This window comes from Aliinostoc maniaoense, from assembly GCF_058172895.1.
Map to the genome: position 1 here is coordinate 539,158 of NZ_CP187952.1, position 16,213 is coordinate 555,370.

Below are 16,213 nucleotides of genomic sequence, written 5' to 3' on the forward strand. Positions count from 1 at the left end.
CAGGCAAACTGCACATTGCATTGTCTGTCTTCGCCTATGCAGCCAAGTATATTGGAAAAGGTCATCAATCTAAAGAGGTTGAGCCTGGGAATTTTAGATTTTAAATTTTGCGGAAAGTCTGTAGCAAGATCCCGTAGGGTGCGGAAGTTTCCTCCGTACAGAACTTTCCAAGACGGATTTTGGATTGTTTTTGGTACAAGCCCCACACCCTTATTTTTTCTTGCCACTAAACAAACCACCAAACAAACCACCTCCAGATTTTTCTGGTTGCTTATGACCAGAATTAGCTGGTGCATTGCCATTATGACTACCAGATTGTTGCCCTAGGAATTTATCTATTTTAGGCTTCCACGCCAACGCTGTGGGATCTTTGGGGTCTAGTTTTAGCGCATTATCAAAGTGGATTTTCGCCATTTTTAGCTGATTTTGCTTCAAATAGACAAATCCCAGCAAACTATGACAACGGCTATTCTTTGGCTCGATTTTCAGCGCGTCTTGTAACTCTATTTTGGCTTGAGCAAATTGATTTTTATCAATTAAACCTTGAGCGCGCCGCAGATATTGTTCAATAGCTGGATCTTCTTTTGGGGGTGGGGGTGGTGGTGGAGAATCTATATTTGGCTGAGGTGAATTAGAGTTAAGCTGAGGTTGAGCAACTGGTGGGGGTGAAGATAAAACTTTACCAGCACTCCGCATTAAGTAAACTAAATTTAACTCGCTGATTTGGGAAATAATGGAGATTGACTGCTGTAAACAATCATATTGAGTTTCAGCAATTTTAGCGATCGCACTTTTATAAGCATGATCAATATTAGGAGCGGCTGCTAACTGTTTAGCTAAATCTGTAGTCAATTCTACTGAAGCTGATTCCAGGACTAACCGCTTACCTATTTGGGACAAAACTATCATGTATTCCGAACGGGTGCGTTCTGTAGAGAGGATTTCATAAGCGGGGTTAACTAACTTCGATAGTAATTCAATAGCCAGTTTTTTTTCTGACTCAGTATGAATTGCACTGCTATCAGGATGTAAATGTCGGGCAATTTTTAGATATCGCTTGCGGATTTCTTTGAGATTCGCGTCAACTGGAACACACAAGATAGCGTGATTGTCGATGAAGTCATATTTAAATAATCCACGATCTATTCTTAAAGACATAAAGCAGGTAGCACCAAAGGAGCGGTGAGATTTTTTCTAGTTTACTTCGCTCACACAAGTAAGCGTCAGTATTAGCCTGTGATTATTATTCCCTTTAGTGAATGCTGATTGATCTATATCTTTGCCCTTATTGCCAAGCCAACAGAGGTGGTACTTGCATTAATGCTTTGCTGAGGTTGTCATGAACATAACCATTAGTTGCGAGGATTCTACCAGAAGCGATTTTCAAGGGTGTGCCATCATAGGCAGTGACTTTTCCACCCGCTTCTTGTAATAAAATTATCCCAGCTACAACATCCCAAGGAGATATTCCCCTTTCCCAATAACCATCCACACGCCCACAGGCGACAGATGCTAAATCTAAAGCGGCTGAACCACTACGCCGTACCCCTTGGGTGAGATGAGTGAGGTGACAAAATTCCGCATAGTTATTATCTGATGTTTCCCGGCGATCATAAGCAAATCCGGTGACTAACAAGCTTTTGCTCAACTCCGAGGTTTCGGAAACATGAATTGGGCGGCGGTTGCGTGTTGCACCCAAGCCAGCAGCCCCCCGGAATAGCTCATTATGAAATGGATCATAAATTACCCCTACCTGGGGCGCACCATCAATTAACAACCCAATAGAAACGCAAAAAGCCGGGTATTGGTGAGCGTAGTTAGTTGTACCGTCAAGAGGATCAATTGCCCAGAGATATTGAGCATCTTGATTCCCCAGTTTTCCCGATTCCTCCGCCAAGATAGAATGCTCAGGAAAATGACGACGCAAAATTTCTAAAATTACGGCTTCTGAAGCTTTATCAGCCGCAGTCACTAAATCCCCAGGACGACTCTTTTCTGTAATCTCATCTTCTAACTTACCCAAATACCCTAGTAAAACTGCACCGGCAGCCAGAGCCGCTTCTGTGGCAATATCAAGAAAAATTTCTAAGTTAGTCATTATTAATTAGTTATATATTTATAGGGCATGGGGCTAGTCAATTCAAAATTCAAAATTCAAAATTCAAAATTAAAGAATTTTGGGCATGGGGCATGGGGTATTGGGCATTCAGTATGATAACTGTTCACTGTTCACTGTTCACTGTTCACTAGCGATTCAACCGCCGAAACTCAGCCGGGGTTTGACGCATGGGTTTTTCAGGATTCCATATGCCTTTGCCCATAATTCTTGCCCATTGTTGAGCGCGTTCTAAACGTTGATTGTATTTTTGATTAGGCGATCGCTCTATAAATAAAGCATATCCTTGTTTGATCACTTGTTCGTTTAACAACTGGTTATCTTTCCATACATAGGCTATAGTTCGACCAATTTTATCTTGCGCTTCTAGATCAAACTCCAACATCACCGGTTTTTCTAAATCCCCCACCAACTTCGCCATAAGTTCTTTAGACTCCTCTCCCCAAGGATACTGACGCAAATCTGGTGCATCTACACCAATTAACCGCACCTGGGAAATTAAGGTGGGTTGTTCCGCCATCCCCACCACTTCCAAAGTTTGGCCACTCACCACCCGCGCCACCCTCACCTGCTTTTGATTGCTCTCAGGCTGATTTTTCCCTTGACAACCAATTAAGAGTAATAAGCAAGCGACAATGGCAATTTTTCGCAACCAATTTGTGAGTGACTGGGACATCATCAGTTATCAGTTATCAGTGATCAGTTATCAGTTAAACACACTACTATGCGCCTTGATAGTTCACCAAGCAGTTCGTAGTCAGGGCTTTAGCCCTCAATTCAAGGACTAAAGTCCTTACTACTAACTGATTTACCTAATCTTCATCTAAGGGTAAACCAGCTTTGACTCTGCCTTTAGCAAAGTAGCGGCCAAATTGGAGTTCGTAGACTTCATCTTCGTCTTGGGTTTCTACTTCTATGTCAGAACGCGCATAACTGACACACAACAAAGCATAACCTTGCCGACGCAATTCTAAAGATAAGCCTACCGCCTCTGGTTGATATATGTCCCCCGATATTACCCGGACGGCGCAAGTGGTACAAGCTCCATTACGGCAGGAAAATGGCAATTCTACCCCTTGATTTTCCGCAGAGTGGAGAATATAGCGGTCTTCGGGGACTTGTAGGGTGTACTCTTTACCAGTGGCGCGATCGCGTATTTTAATCGTGTATGTGTCGGACATCTTAAATTTGGTTTTGGGACTTTCAGAATCAAACAAAAAAAATTTCTTTCTTTATCTTTGCATTTTCTGGGATTTCATATTACAATCGTAAATCGTGATACCTGGAGAGATGGCCGAGTGGTTGAAGGCGCAGCACTGGAAATGCTGTTTGGGGGCAACTTCAACGAGGGTTCGAATCCCTCTCTCTCCGTTACTCCTCAATCTATATTAATCATTCTCCCTAGCTAGAGATAATAGTTGGTCACGCACCAACCATCGATTGTGACAACTCCAGCAGGTTATCAAAGTGAAATGATTCTATCAGAACAAGTAACAATTTCACCTCTAGCATTTCCTGAATGTGTGATTACAGTCAAGGAAATGTTACGTCCTCAAATTTAAGCCTGCGGTGTACACACAAATCATTCGATCCCCCTAAATCCATGCCACTTGCTACAAGCCGGGAAACCCGTCCAACGCAGTGGCTCCCATTAAAAAGGGGGACTTTGATTCTTGTTCCCCCTTCCCTTGTAGGGAAGGGGGTTAGGTTTCACGTTAGCTTTTCTACATAACCTAAAAAGTCAGAACTAATTAGGCGGACATGAGATGACAAATTAGCATAAGGCATAAACCCTAGTGGTGAACCGGAGTATACTAGAGAAGGTTAAGGGATCAGACTTAACTCTCTCATAAATTTATTCACCACTTAATTATTTTGCTTGTGGAACTATCGTGTAAATCAGAATACGCAATTCTTGCCTTATTAGAAATGGCAACCCACTACGAAAGCGGCGAACCAATGCAAATCCGACAAATCGCCGCCCAGCAAAACATACCCGATCGCTATTTAGAACAATTACTGGCAACCTTAAGGCGTGGTGGCATACTCAAAAGCCAACGCGGCTCGAAAGGTGGCTATTTTTTAGCACGAGAACCTCGCAAAATCACTCTGTTTGAAGTATTAGAATGTTTGGAAGGGTTAGACGTGAGGACGGGTGAAGATAATGGGAACTCGAAAACCTTAGATGGTGCAGTCATCGAAGAAATTTGGCAAGAAGCTTGTCAAGCTGCTAATTCAGTATTACAAAACTACACACTTCAGGATCTTTGTGAAAAAAGAGATTCCCGACGGCAGTTGGATATCATGTACTACATTTAGCCCATAGAGTCAATCGTAAAGAAAGCTGTGGACTCTAGAGTTTTAATCCTGAGATTATGGATAAATGATTAAGAGAACACAAAAAATGAATTATCCGAAATTGATGGTTGGGTAGGGTGCGTCAGGGCGATAAAACCTAACTATACTCAGAAACTATTCATACTGACGCATCCTCCAATTTGGATATTTTTTGATCTCAAAGTACCTAATAAATCAACGATAAGGAAAGAATATGCGGATTGCTAGTAACATCACAGAATTGATTGGGCGAACCCCCTTAGTGCAGTTGAATCGCATTCCCCAAGCTGAGGGGTGTGTGGCGCAAATTTTAGTCAAATTGGAAAGCATGAATCCCTCATCATCTGTAAAAGACAGAATTGGTGTAAGTATGATTAATGCTGCGGAGGAGGAGGGGTTAATTACTCCTGGGAAAACAGTATTAGTAGAACCCACATCGGGAAATACAGGAATTGCTTTAGCAATGGCGGCGGCGGCTAAAGGTTATCGGTTAATTTTAACCATGCCGGAGACTATGAGTGGTGAACGGCGGGCAATGTTACGGGCGTATGGTGCAGAATTAGAACTTACCCCAGGAATGGAAGGGATGAGTGGGGCAATTCGCCGGGCGCAGGAGATAGTGAATACTACACCTCATGCTTATATGTTGCAGCAGTTCCGCAATCCTGCCAACGTGAAAATTCATCGAGAAACTACCGCCGAAGAAATTTGGCAAGATACCGACGGACAGGTAGATATGATTGTGGCAGGGGTAGGTACAGGTGGTACGATCACAGGCGTAGCGGAAGTCCTGAAAAGTCGAAAACCAGGTTTTCAAGCGATCGCAGTTGAACCAGCCAACAGCCCAGTTTTATCAGGAGGTAAACCAGGCCCCCATAAAATTCAAGGGATTGGAGCGGGTTTTATTCCCCAGGTACTTAAGGTAGACTTAATAGATGAAGTGATTACAGTCACCGACGAAGAAGCGATCGCCTACAGTCGCCGTTTAGCTAGAGAAGAAGGGCTACTATCAGGAATTTCCAGTGGTGCAGCTTTATGCGCTGCGGTTCGTGTAGCCCAACGCCCAGAAAACGAGGGACGCTTAATCGTGATGATTCAGCCTAGTTTTGGCGAAAGATATTTGAGTACACCGTTATTCCAAGACTTAGAGGCAAAAGTAGCCACTAGCATTAGCTAACAATTATTGGATGAATGGCCGATTTTAAACAAGATTCCAACCACTACGACACTCTCAAAGTCAGTTCTAATGCTAGCCAAGCGGAGATCAAGCAAGCCTATCGCCGCTTGGTGAAATTATTTCATCCTGATAGTAATCAGGACACAGCTAATCATGAAGAAATTATCCGCATTAATGCAGCTTATGAAGTTTTAGGTGATAGTCAAAGTCGCCGCAATTATGATCAAAAACTGCGAAATGAATCCCAAAAATTAAATAATAGTCGCCAACAGCGAACAGCCTCAGCACAAAAACATTACCAAACCACACGCAAATCAGGAAAAGACGCTGATGAGCAAGTTGAAGAATGGCTGCGCGTTGTATATCATCCAGTCAATCGCCTACTGTGTAACATACTCAACTCTTTAGAAGAGCAAATTGAAGAACTCGCCGCCGATCCTTTTGATGATGAATTATTAGACGAATTTCAGGAATATTTACAACAGTGTAAAGCAGACTTAAAACAAGCCCAAACTACTTTTCGTTCCTTACCTAATCCCCCTAGTTTAGCTAGGGCTGCGGCTCATATTTACTACAGCCTTAGTCAAGTGGGAGATGGACTAGAAGAATTATCTTATTTTCCCTTAAATTATGATGACCGCTATCTGCACACAGGGCAAGAACTATTTCGCATCGCTACAAGATTGCATTGTGAAGCCCAAGCATCTGTAGAGTAGTGTTGAAAATTAAATTTTGGAGATGTAATACTCAAAATTACACCTGATGTGAATTAGGAAAACCGCCTGTCCAATAAATAGCCTATGGGTGGGGTGTATCAAACTTGGTAGGGGCGGGTTAACAAACATCTTTCATGATTAACTTTTGATCTCGGTGAACCCGCCCCTACAAATATCTAGGTATTCGCAAGGTTTTAATTCACATTAGACGTAAATTACAAAATTTCATCAACTATCACCGTACCGCCATCATAGAAATCTATACTGAGATGATAATCTTCAAGTAGTCCAGTTCCAATCAGAGGACGGCTACCCATTGCTAGCACGGCAACATCCCGTTCTATCCCTTGCCATACGATAGTTGCTGAATAGACGTTAACGGCAACATTAGAATTATCAGCAAGATTGGCATCGATTCGAGCAATATAAGGCAACCGAAGCTCATTAACTACAAGGGATGGCAGCGTCAAAAAACCTTCAAAGCCTGTATCAACGACACATTCAATTTCTATATTTGAACTTTCCTGAAGGCAAAAAATCACATTAATTCGAGCTTGCAGCCCAACTACAGTTCCATGTATCACTATGCCATCCTGGTCAATGTACCACCAACTGCATAGACAGCATTAAAGCCAATTCGTCCTGCCCAAATGGGAGCATCAGATTGTTTAGCTTGTAATCGGCGACTCGTCATGATTAAATCTTCACCTATTTCATATTCACCGGTTTCTACATTAATGGAGATAATCTTACCAATATTTTCTTTTGTTTCTACTTGAGAACGAATGCTCTGTTCATAGAGTTCTCTACCACGTTGGGTAATTTCTTCGCCACTGAGTTGAGGATTAGCCATACGAGCAATACCAAGTTTAAAGTTATTAGACTCTTTCCATAATTCTAGTAGGGCAGAAGCTAAGGCTCAATGCTGCCTTTCCCTGGGTTTTGTACTGGTAGAAAATAAGCTATTGCTGCATCTCCTAAACCTTGTGTAGCGATCGCACCTGTTCATAGTCTAGAGTCAATAGTCAATATGACTAATTACTAATGACTAATGAGTATAAATTTAGTTTATGCTGGAATATAGAGAAAGATTAAGAAATTTTAAATTCTGCTCCCAGTGTACTCATGCAATGTATCGTAAATCGCCGCGCTCAGTTTTCGGCCAGTCATCGCTATTGGTTGCCGGAATTGAGTCCAGCCGAGAATCTGGAGAAATTTGGGGCTTGCTCGAAATTTCCAGGACACGGACACAACTATGTCTTATTTGTCTCTATGGCTGGAGAACTCGATGAATATGGCATGGTGCTGAACTTGTCAGACGTGAAACACGTAATTAAAAGTGAAGTTACCAGCCAATTGGACTTTTCTTATTTGAATGATGTCTGGGCAGAATTTCAGCAAACTTTGCCTACGACAGAGAATATTGCACGGGTGATATGGCAGCGACTAGCACCCCACTTACCAATAGTCCGCATACAGTTATTTGAACATCCTGAACTTTGGGCAGATTATATAGGAAACGGAATGGAAGCTTACCTCACTATCAGCACTCACTTTAGTGCAGCTCATCGGCTAGCAAGTCCTCATCTTACCGATCAAGATAATCATGAAATTTATGGTAAATGCGCCCGTCCCCACGGACACGGACACAATTATCATTTAGAAGTCACCGTTAAAGGTGAAATTGATCAGCGTACTGGAATGATTGTTGATTTAGGTGCGTTGAATCAGGCGATTGAAGATTATGTAGTAGAACCATTTGACCACACCTTTTTAAACAAAGATATTCCTTACTTTGCTGAGGTTGTACCGACGGCTGAAAATATCGCTTTGTATATTAGTAATTTACTGCGATCGCCCATTCAAAATTTAGGTGCAAAGCTCCACAAAGTCAAACTGATTGAAAGCCCCAATAACTCCTGCGAAATTTACTGCACAGATACAGAATCAAATGCTGTGAGCGCAGTACAAAACCAACCCGTGTTAGCCAGAATCTAAATGAGTAATAAGTAATAAGTAATGACTAATGGGATTTACGAATCGTGATGCGTAAAGCCCCCGTTTTCAAAAGGGGGGATATAAGCGAATGACTTAGATTACCTAGCTTTTTTCTATAAAATTTTGGGAGACGCATAATTTTGCGTCTCTCTGTTTCAGTGTTGGGGGGGTGAACAAAATCTTGTGTGGGATTTCTAGCTAAGTATCCAAAAAATTACCCTCCATACTCCCCACACTCCCCACACCTTTTTTTGCTCACCCTGTTGGGGGTTGGGTGTTGGGTAAAATCACCCACGGGAAATACCACAGCATACGCCGTCAGGACTGATAACTGCTTTAAAAAGTACTACTATCTAATAAGTCTTTCTTTTGCAACCAATCTCTACCTAACTGGATACTGATATCGGAATCAAGACTACCTGTACTTTGTACCTTGACTTCACCAAAACCTAAAGTATTGCGGACTAATTCAGCACTATCACCATCTCCTTGTTGAGCGATAATGTTAGTCACCTCTAGGGGTTCTGACCAAGGTCTATATATGTAAATATTACGATATCCAGCTTTTTCTAAGCTGGCAATCAAAGGACGCAGTTGAGAGCGATCGCTGCCTGTGCTATCTTGAATTGCTATCCTTACCCTTCCTGGCTCACTCATTTGGTATTCTGCCAATGATTCTAAACCAAATTGCTGTGACATCAGTTTAGCGATACCTTTTTTATTCGGTATCCAATAGCTAGCATCATACTCGCCATTTTCGCTAAATCTACCAGGGAGCATAAACATTTGCATATTCGCCCGATTGGTGCGGACTCCAAAGCCTAATAATGCTACTAATTCCTCAACTGTTAAGTTAGTGTCAATATTATCTTTGACCACGTTGAGAATTTTTGGTAGCTGAGTTAATGTAGCTGGGTTAAGACTCTGGTCAATTAATGCCCTAATTACCATTTGCTGGCGTTGAATGCGGCCAATATCTCCGAGTTCATCATGGCGAAAGCGTAGTAATTGTAATGCTTGATCACCGTTGAGATGTTGCTTACCTGCTTTTAAGTTAATATATAAATGTTGGGAATCATCTCGATATTTCATGTCTTTGGGGACATAAACGGTAACTCCACCCAAAGCATCGATCAGTTTACCCACGCCTAAAACATTAATGCGGATGTAGCGATCAATACCTGTACCCCCCAAGACATTACTCACGGTTTTAGCCGTTAACGCTGGGCCTCCCTCCACATTGGCAGCATTAATTTTTCTCATCCCATATCCCTCGATTTCGGTGCGGGTATCTCTGGGAATAGATAACATGGCGATTTTTTTCTTTTCTGGTTCAAATTGCACCAAAAGCATCACATCTGCCAGGCCATCAAAGGAATTGACTTGGGGTAAATAGCGGAGATTTTTAGTTTCAGCAGGAGCATTCTGGACATCTGGCGGTAGTACACTCATTCCCATCACGAGCAGATTCACGGGACGAGTTAATTCTGAGAAGCGTAACCCACTACCCGCAATGCGATCGCCATCAAAGACAGCTTCTTCTTGGGGACTGAGTTCTGCTTGCTGTAACGGTGTGCCACTTAAAGACACTGCCAACAATGCGCCGGCTGTGGCGGATACCATAGCAATACCACTCATCCCCACCCAAAACCATAGCCAACGCCCAGATTTGGCATTTTTTCCCCTGGAATTAGGGGCGTTTGCTGATTGGTTGCCTTCTCTCGAAGTTCTTTGACTAGTCACAGACTGCCTCACACTTAACTGATGAAATTTATGTATATTTGCCAACTAACAATTAATGCAGATAAATCAACCCATAATAGCTAACTTCTAATAAACCATGCTGTTGTATAAATCAGTGTCAACCACAACACTTATAGCAGGATTTTTTGTTAGTTGTGGCAAATCTCTCCTTGTTTTCTTGCAGTATGACAACAATTTAGTCAATTTGACTAGATGTGGAGAGGAAATTTTTTGGTGATTAGGGATTGGGGATTGAAGATTGAGTATAAGATACTATTTATATAGTCTAGGATTTTGAATTTCGAGTGTTTGTACTGAGGTTAGAGACTTACAAAAAATAAATTATCCCATCGATGGAGATGATATTTTTGTGTATTTCCCCTCCCTCCTGCTCCACTGTCACCTCTGGCCTAGTCTAATAATTTTTGCGCTAACTTACTTAAACCTGGTAAGCGGTGAGATTTACCTTGCATAATTCTCAACATCACCCACAGACTCACCAAAAAATAACCAGATGTACAGAAAGTATTGAGAATTAACAGCCGCAGTGCTAAAAAATCCGCAGTTGCTGCCCCACTGGCTAATAAGACATAGCCCAACAGCCAGATTAATGCCAGAGTAATAGACAGACGACTAATAGCTAGTTGTTCCTGATTACCTTGGCGACGATAAACCGTCCATAGGGAGGGAAAAAAACCTATCACGGGGATTAAATATAAAATCAACTGTGTTTTAGCATTTTTTTCCTCTTGTTTATAGGTTAGTGATGGCGTGACATCTTCTTCACGCCCAATTTTCCAGTCTTTACTCTCTTGATACAGAGAATGATCACTTGATTCCGAATTTTTCATACGATGTTTTGTCAAATCCTAAACTAGAGAGATGAATGACAGTGATGTAGTTAGCGATAATAAGCTATAGATTAAGACTTGTATTGAGTTCTATCCCGCAATCGGTTTAAGATGCAGACACGCAAGCTATTTGACTGGTGGCACACACTAACACCAATAGCGAGAATTGGGGCGATCGCTCTGTTCGCACCCTTATTAGTTCTCAATGGTTGGGCATTTGCCGCTATTTTTGATTATTTCCACTCCCTCATAGTTATTTTAGTGGGAGCTTCAGTTTTAGCATTTCTGCTCAACTATCCCGTTAGCTGGATGGAGTATCACGGTGCAAAACGACAGCAAGTAGCTGTTTTAGTATTTTTATTGGCTTTATCAATACTTTTGGCTTTGGGTGTAACTTTGATTCCCTTGGCTCTTACCCAAGCACAACAGCTAGTAGCGCGGATTCCAGAGTTAATTGATTCTGGGCGATCGCAGTTGATGATTTTGAATGAAAAAGGCGAAGCGATGGGTTTACCGATTAACCTAGATGCTTTGTTAGTACAAATCAACGATCGCGTTAAAGGGGAATTACAAGCGATCGCTGGACAAGTCTTAAATTTAGCTGTCGTCACCTTCACCAGTCTACTAGATTTTCTGTTGACGATGGTGTTAACCTTCTATCTGTTACAGCATGGTGACGAACTCTGGGAAAGTTTAGTAGACTGGCTACCCCAAAGATTTCGTGAGCCTTTTTCCCAGACAGTACGCCTGAGTTTTCAGAATTTCTTTATTACCCAGCTGATCCTATCTACCTGTATGGCTTCTGCTTTGATTCCTAGCTTTTTGTGGCTGAAAGTGCCGTTTGGTCTATTATTTGGCTTGACAATTGGCATTATGGCACTTGTACCCTTTGGTGGTTCTGTGGGAATTGCCCTCACAACTTCCTTAGTGGCACTGCAAGATTTCTCAATGGGAGTCAAAGTTTTAATCGCCGCCGTCATTGTACAGCAAATTCTAGAAAACTTAATCGCTCCTCGGATTTTAGGCAGTTTTACCGGGTTAAATCCGGTGTGGGTATTAATTTCTGTATTGACAGGAGCTAGAATCGGTGGACTTTTAGGTGTAATTGTCGCTGTTCCTACGGCTGTAGTGATTAAGACGGCTTTGAGTGCTGTACGTCTGCCTAGTTTAAATACTCAAGTAGATGAAACCCCTCCTCAGACATCAGAAACCAAAAATCCCCTCAACGTTGCGGAACAGCCGACTTTACCGTGATATTTAGGGGTGGGGGTGTGGGGGACTGAGGACGGTAATTGCCGTAAAATAAGCGTATTCAGTGAGCGATAAGGATGGCGATCGCTATGACTGCTACCACAAAAAAATTAACTTTTGCTGAGTATCTCAACTATAACGATGGCACAGATACCCAATTTGAATTGGTAGACGGAGAATTAGTCCCTATCAGTCTTGGCACTGGTAAACACGGTAGCATCGCCAAGTTTTTAGAACGTAGCTTTGATGACGAATGTGCCAAAATGGGTAAAAATTGGACAGCACAAAAGTTTGCTGTGGATGTGCGTTCACCACGGGGGGGACGCTGGGACACTTCACGAGTGCCGGACGTAGTAGTATTAATCACAGAGCAATGGGAAGCACTGGCTCATCGAGAAGCTGTAATTGAACGTCAGCGAATCTACACAAACAACAGACTACCGCAGTAAGCGTTCTGAATATGCCGTTCTGGAAATTCCTGAATACTGGATTGTTGACCCAATTCAAGAGATAGCCACAGTATGCACCCTAGTAGAAGGGTTTTATGATGCAATGGCATTCCGAGGACAAGAACTCATCATCTCTGCTACTTTTCCACAGTTGAATTTGACTGTTGAACAAGTTTTGGCAGCTAAAAAGTAGCATTATTTCCAACTCCCAGCCTACATCAATTATCAGGCTGGGTCATTTATTGCACCCATCAATAAGATACTACCTGTCTGGTTGTCCCGAATGGCGGTGAAGAAAGGACGATCAACAATCATGGAGAATGGTGGTTGTGGTTCTCTCAAGGAGGTAGTAACTACCCCTACAGAAGTAGCTGCACTCGCTTCTGTACCTTCTTCATTAACTTCTACAAAAGTTTTATGTCTGACTTGGCTAATGGCCAGATTTTCTCCCATAGCAGCAAAGTTGGCTTGTTGAGTAAACGCCTCTCCCATGCCTAAAGCTGTGAGTGCATCCTTGAGGGAAATCTCATATTTTGTCTGAAACCGAGGTAACTTAATCGATCCTTGACGCTGACTAAATTGAGACATCCATTTTTCCCAGTTTTCGGCATTGAGGTTTTCTGCAAAGGCTTTGAGGTTAGAGTTCTGCTTGGGTAAAAAGATGTATAAACTCACTTTACCATCCTGACCATAAGGCAGACTCACAGCCTGAAATTGTTCAGTTTCGTAGTATTTATAATCACCCTTTTGGGACATCATTGGGTGTTGTTTTTGCTGAGTTGATGAGAGATAAAAGGGCAGGGGTTTAGTTTGACTGGCATCAAATTTTTCACTCCATTGTCCTTTGAAATATATGGCGTTCAGCAAAAACAGCATTTGATTCGGTTCTACTTTGTTGACAATGCTGTCAATTTTGCCATTGGTATTGTCTTTTACCCATTTGTTAATAGTATTGGCAGTGGCAGCATCTTGAAAGTCTAAAGTTGTGACTTTGGCTTGATAGAAGTTTTTAGCGTTCTGAATAAAATCTGGACGCAGGTTAGCATTTTCATTTGCCCATAAGGAGTTAGCAATCTGCAATTGTACATTTTGATCAGGATTTTTGAGCAGCTGATGAAGTGAAGCGTAAGCAGCGTTAAGTTCTGATAGATTGATACCCTGTAACTCCAGAGTCTTAGCCATTGCTTGTTGAGTAGAGCCGCTAGCACCATTGTAGGTCATGGATAAAGCGATCGCTATACTGGTAGGCGAAACAAAAATGTTCTGAGTGTTACTTTCTTGTTGCCAGATTTCCCTAAATAGTTTGAAGCCAAATTTATTGTTAGCAGAGATGATTTTTGTATCGGGAATTACTGTTTTTTTTTGCACTGATGAAGCCGTTGGAGATAAATCAGATTGGGCTAGCGCACTTGTACTATCATTTACCTGGGAACAACCTAAAACCCCAAACAGAACCACGCTAGCTGCGGCTAGAACATAACGTCTTCCTAAGCTCACAGCGTAACGTCTTTGTAGGAAGCTTTCTTTCACACCACTGAACTTTTGCCGAATCATCTTACTACCTCATGTCTCCAAATTTTTGACCTGTCTACCAAATATTGACGTTAATGCTGTGTTCACTATCTAATTTTCCATGAACAACAATGTAAATACTTGGCGGTTACAGTTTTGGTAACGGTGATTTTGCGGCAAATTTCCATGAATACAGCAAAAGCTGTGAGTAAATTTACTAGTAGATTAAAAAACTGATCAGAAAGTAAACAAGGCTAAAACCCTTTTTCCCCCTGCCCCCTGCCTCCTGCCCCCTGCCTCCTGCCCCCTGCCTTATCCCAACGACAATTTTTAACGTCAACCTACTTATACTGTTTCTTGATGAAGATTCACTTTATTCTGTACTGTAGAGACGTTGCATGCAACGTCTCTACATGACTTATTTGGCGCAACTTCATAGAGAATTGGTATTAACTGATTAATTGGCAACAGTCCACCATGCTAAACCATAGGCTTGAGTTGGTTCGTTGACTTGCCGACGGAACTGTACACGAATTTTGTAGTTACCAGTAGCAGGCACAGGACAAAAAATGTGTTCTACACTATCAATGTCACTAATTGAAGCACAAATTACCCCAGGATCGGGATTTTTGGTATCAGCTTTGACTAAATATAAGTCTAAATTATTTAAACCGCGATCGCTAAATTTTTCCCCAACATCATACATTTGGTTTTTGTTGGTATCTCTGATTTCTACTAAACGATCCCAAGTTAAAGTAATCGCTACAAAACTTCCTGGCTTTAAGGGCTTGGCTAAGGTATATTCAGCATATTTACCACTATCAACTTGCCCATAATCCCAACCAATAGCCGGGATAGCTGCGGTGGCTTGCCATTGTCCAGCACTAAATTGCTGATAGGCACGAAAAGTATTTAAATGTCCTGTTCCCATTTGAGCATCTAAAGGCACTTTTGGATTTTGATAAGCATCGGAAGCTAACCAATTTTGGTTTTGTTTATCAATGAGGGTTCGTGTCATCCCCAACAGTAAACCGTTACCCTGATCTTGAATTTTCTCAGCAGAGTTGAGTAATACAGCTTTCATCACTTGATGGCGGCGACTATCAACACTCCAATTGGGTTGTTTACGGCGTAACTGTTTGTCACCAAGTTCTTGGAGTAAAGCTACACTCGCTGTAACATGAGGTGCAGCGAAACTTGTACCCGTGACTTTATTTAATTTATTATCGGGATTGAGTACCGGAATATTACTACCTGGTGCAACTATACCTATAGCGCGTCGCCCATCCAAATTAAATTCCTTACCAGCCAACCGTCCACTTACACCTTGATTTAACCCCGCTAGGTTAGAAACATCGACTTTATTAAAAATCCCATCGCGCCGGGATGAAAAAGCCACATTTAATCCGTTAAAATTGTCTGTAGGGATAGGAATACCACCCTTGCCCTGATTGCCCGCGATCGCATACAAAACATCGTGAACACGGCTAGACCAGTCAACACACAACGTCAATAAAGCATTACCATCTAAAATAGCATCCGGTCGGGGGTCGCGGTTGAGAGGTTCGCCAAAACTAAAATTAATGGCACGAACATCACCGCCATTTTGCAAAGCTATGTGTTGCGCTGATAAACACTCCTCTGGTTGACCCGTATTTTTTGTAGAACCTACAGCCGTAGAATAAAGTCTAGCTTGGGGAGCAACCCCAGGAAAACCTTTATCTCTACTCACCATCACACCAGCCACATTATAAGCATGGGGGTCAACACCATTATTAGATTTAGCTGGAGTATTGCGTGAAAAAACCCCCGCCAAAGACACAGCACGGTTTTTAGATACTGCCTTATCCCAGCCAAACATCCCAGGACGACCAATTTCCACCTGACCAATCGCAATTTTTCTACCCAGCAAATTATAAGGAGGTTGATGTAACTTCAAAACATCTATACCATCAATTCCCAAAGAACTTTTTAAAGTTAAAGCTAAAACCGGGAAACTGACACAAGAAGCACCAAAGCCGCAGAATATCCAAATTAGTTTTTTATTCATAGTCAATAGTTAA

Annotated in this window: 18 protein-coding genes and 1 tRNA gene; 9 read left to right on the forward strand and 10 right to left on the reverse strand. The window is 42.0% G+C overall.

Annotated elements, in window-relative coordinates; genetic code table 11:
* Window positions 1–210: 210 nt before the first annotated feature.
* From ACPZ3T_RS02285 to ACPZ3T_RS02300, 4 genes are all read right to left on the reverse strand, one after another.
* The gene (locus ACPZ3T_RS02285; protein ID WP_490273378.1) at window positions 211–1,158 is read right to left on the reverse strand and encodes a J domain-containing protein; all 948 of its coding nucleotides are present in this window, start codon (window positions 1,156–1,158) and stop codon (window positions 211–213) included.
* Between the two features lie 127 nt (window positions 1,159–1,285).
* The gene (locus ACPZ3T_RS02290; RefSeq protein WP_490273379.1) at window positions 1,286–2,098 is read right to left on the reverse strand and encodes an inositol monophosphatase family protein; all 813 of its coding nucleotides are present in this window, start codon (window positions 2,096–2,098) and stop codon (window positions 1,286–1,288) included.
* Window positions 2,099–2,246: 148 nt separating this feature from the next.
* The gene (locus tag ACPZ3T_RS02295; protein ID WP_490273380.1) at window positions 2,247–2,795 is read right to left on the reverse strand and encodes a thermonuclease family protein; all 549 of its coding nucleotides are present in this window, start codon (window positions 2,793–2,795) and stop codon (window positions 2,247–2,249) included.
* Window positions 2,796–2,928: 133 nt separating this feature from the next.
* A complete protein-coding gene (locus ACPZ3T_RS02300; RefSeq protein ID WP_490273381.1) occupies window positions 2,929–3,297 on the reverse strand; it encodes a 2Fe-2S iron-sulfur cluster-binding protein in 369 nt (122 codons plus the stop codon).
* 103 nt (window positions 3,298–3,400) lie between these two features.
* On the opposite strand from ACPZ3T_RS02300, the gene ACPZ3T_RS02305 reads away from it, so the two are divergent.
* The 5 genes from ACPZ3T_RS02305 (at window position 3,401) to ACPZ3T_RS02325 (ending at window position 6,346) form a co-directional block, all read left to right on the forward strand.
* Window positions 3,401–3,487, forward strand: a tRNA-Ser gene (locus ACPZ3T_RS02305).
* 47 nt (window positions 3,488–3,534) lie between these two features.
* Entirely contained in the window at window positions 3,535–3,678 is a 144-nt protein-coding gene (locus tag ACPZ3T_RS02310) for a hypothetical protein (protein WP_490273382.1), read from the forward strand.
* Between the two features lie 319 nt (window positions 3,679–3,997).
* Window positions 3,998–4,435 carry an RrF2 family transcriptional regulator gene (locus tag ACPZ3T_RS02315; protein WP_490273383.1) on the forward strand — a complete coding sequence of 146 codons (438 nt, stop codon included), beginning with the start codon at window positions 3,998–4,000 and terminating at the stop codon, window positions 4,433–4,435.
* A gap of 232 nt (window positions 4,436–4,667) precedes the next feature.
* The gene (cysK, locus tag ACPZ3T_RS02320) at window positions 4,668–5,630 is read left to right on the forward strand and encodes a cysteine synthase A (protein WP_490273384.1); all 963 of its coding nucleotides are present in this window, start codon (window positions 4,668–4,670) and stop codon (window positions 5,628–5,630) included.
* A 14-nt stretch (window positions 5,631–5,644) separates the two neighbouring features.
* The gene (locus ACPZ3T_RS02325) at window positions 5,645–6,346 is read left to right on the forward strand and encodes a J domain-containing protein (protein WP_490273385.1); all 702 of its coding nucleotides are present in this window, start codon (window positions 5,645–5,647) and stop codon (window positions 6,344–6,346) included.
* A gap of 215 nt (window positions 6,347–6,561) precedes the next feature.
* On the opposite strand, the gene ACPZ3T_RS02330 is transcribed toward ACPZ3T_RS02325, so the two are convergent.
* Window positions 6,562–6,930, reverse strand: coding sequence for a clan AA aspartic protease (locus tag ACPZ3T_RS02330; RefSeq protein WP_490273386.1), 369 nt, complete (start codon window positions 6,928–6,930; stop codon window positions 6,562–6,564).
* Entirely contained in the window at window positions 6,930–7,199 is a 270-nt protein-coding gene (locus ACPZ3T_RS02335) for a hypothetical protein (RefSeq protein WP_490273387.1), read from the reverse strand. The genes ACPZ3T_RS02330 and ACPZ3T_RS02335 overlap by 1 nt, the downstream gene beginning before the upstream one ends.
* A gap of 272 nt (window positions 7,200–7,471) precedes the next feature.
* Between ACPZ3T_RS02335 and ACPZ3T_RS02340 the strand changes: the two genes are divergently transcribed.
* The gene (locus ACPZ3T_RS02340; RefSeq protein WP_490273388.1) at window positions 7,472–8,344 is read left to right on the forward strand and encodes a 6-carboxytetrahydropterin synthase; all 873 of its coding nucleotides are present in this window, start codon (window positions 7,472–7,474) and stop codon (window positions 8,342–8,344) included.
* A 336-nt stretch (window positions 8,345–8,680) separates the two neighbouring features.
* On the opposite strand, the gene ACPZ3T_RS02345 is transcribed toward ACPZ3T_RS02340, so the two are convergent.
* Together ACPZ3T_RS02345 and ACPZ3T_RS02350 are read right to left on the reverse strand one after the other, a co-directional pair.
* A complete protein-coding gene (locus ACPZ3T_RS02345) occupies window positions 8,681–10,087 on the reverse strand; it encodes an LCP family protein (RefSeq protein ID WP_490273389.1) in 1,407 nt (468 codons plus the stop codon).
* 410 nt (window positions 10,088–10,497) lie between these two features.
* The gene (locus ACPZ3T_RS02350; protein ID WP_490273390.1) at window positions 10,498–10,938 is read right to left on the reverse strand and encodes a hypothetical protein; all 441 of its coding nucleotides are present in this window, start codon (window positions 10,936–10,938) and stop codon (window positions 10,498–10,500) included.
* Between the two features lie 111 nt (window positions 10,939–11,049).
* On the opposite strand from ACPZ3T_RS02350, the gene ACPZ3T_RS02355 reads away from it, so the two are divergent.
* The 3 genes from ACPZ3T_RS02355 to ACPZ3T_RS02365 all read left to right on the forward strand — a co-directional run bounded on the left by ACPZ3T_RS02355 (window position 11,050) and on the right by ACPZ3T_RS02365 (window position 12,831).
* Window positions 11,050–12,192, forward strand: coding sequence for an AI-2E family transporter (locus tag ACPZ3T_RS02355; RefSeq protein ID WP_490273391.1), 1,143 nt, complete (start codon window positions 11,050–11,052; stop codon window positions 12,190–12,192).
* Between the two features lie 86 nt (window positions 12,193–12,278).
* The gene (locus ACPZ3T_RS02360; RefSeq protein WP_490273392.1) at window positions 12,279–12,638 is read left to right on the forward strand and encodes a Uma2 family endonuclease; all 360 of its coding nucleotides are present in this window, start codon (window positions 12,279–12,281) and stop codon (window positions 12,636–12,638) included.
* Window positions 12,595–12,831, forward strand: a complete 237-nt coding sequence (locus ACPZ3T_RS02365) for a Uma2 family endonuclease (RefSeq protein ID WP_490273393.1) — start codon at window positions 12,595–12,597, stop codon at window positions 12,829–12,831. The genes ACPZ3T_RS02360 and ACPZ3T_RS02365 overlap by 44 nt, the downstream gene beginning before the upstream one ends.
* Before the next feature lie 32 nt (window positions 12,832–12,863).
* On the opposite strand, the gene ACPZ3T_RS02370 is transcribed toward ACPZ3T_RS02365, so the two are convergent.
* Both ACPZ3T_RS02370 and ACPZ3T_RS02375 read right to left on the reverse strand, forming a co-directional pair.
* Window positions 12,864–14,192: a serpin family protein gene (locus tag ACPZ3T_RS02370; protein WP_490273394.1), complete on the reverse strand. Its 1,329-nt coding sequence runs from the start codon at window positions 14,190–14,192 to the stop codon at window positions 12,864–12,866.
* Between the two features lie 415 nt (window positions 14,193–14,607).
* Window positions 14,608–16,200 carry a S8 family serine peptidase gene (locus ACPZ3T_RS02375; RefSeq protein ID WP_490273395.1) on the reverse strand — a complete coding sequence of 531 codons (1,593 nt, stop codon included), beginning with the start codon at window positions 16,198–16,200 and terminating at the stop codon, window positions 14,608–14,610.
* Window positions 16,201–16,213: the final 13 nt, after the last annotated feature.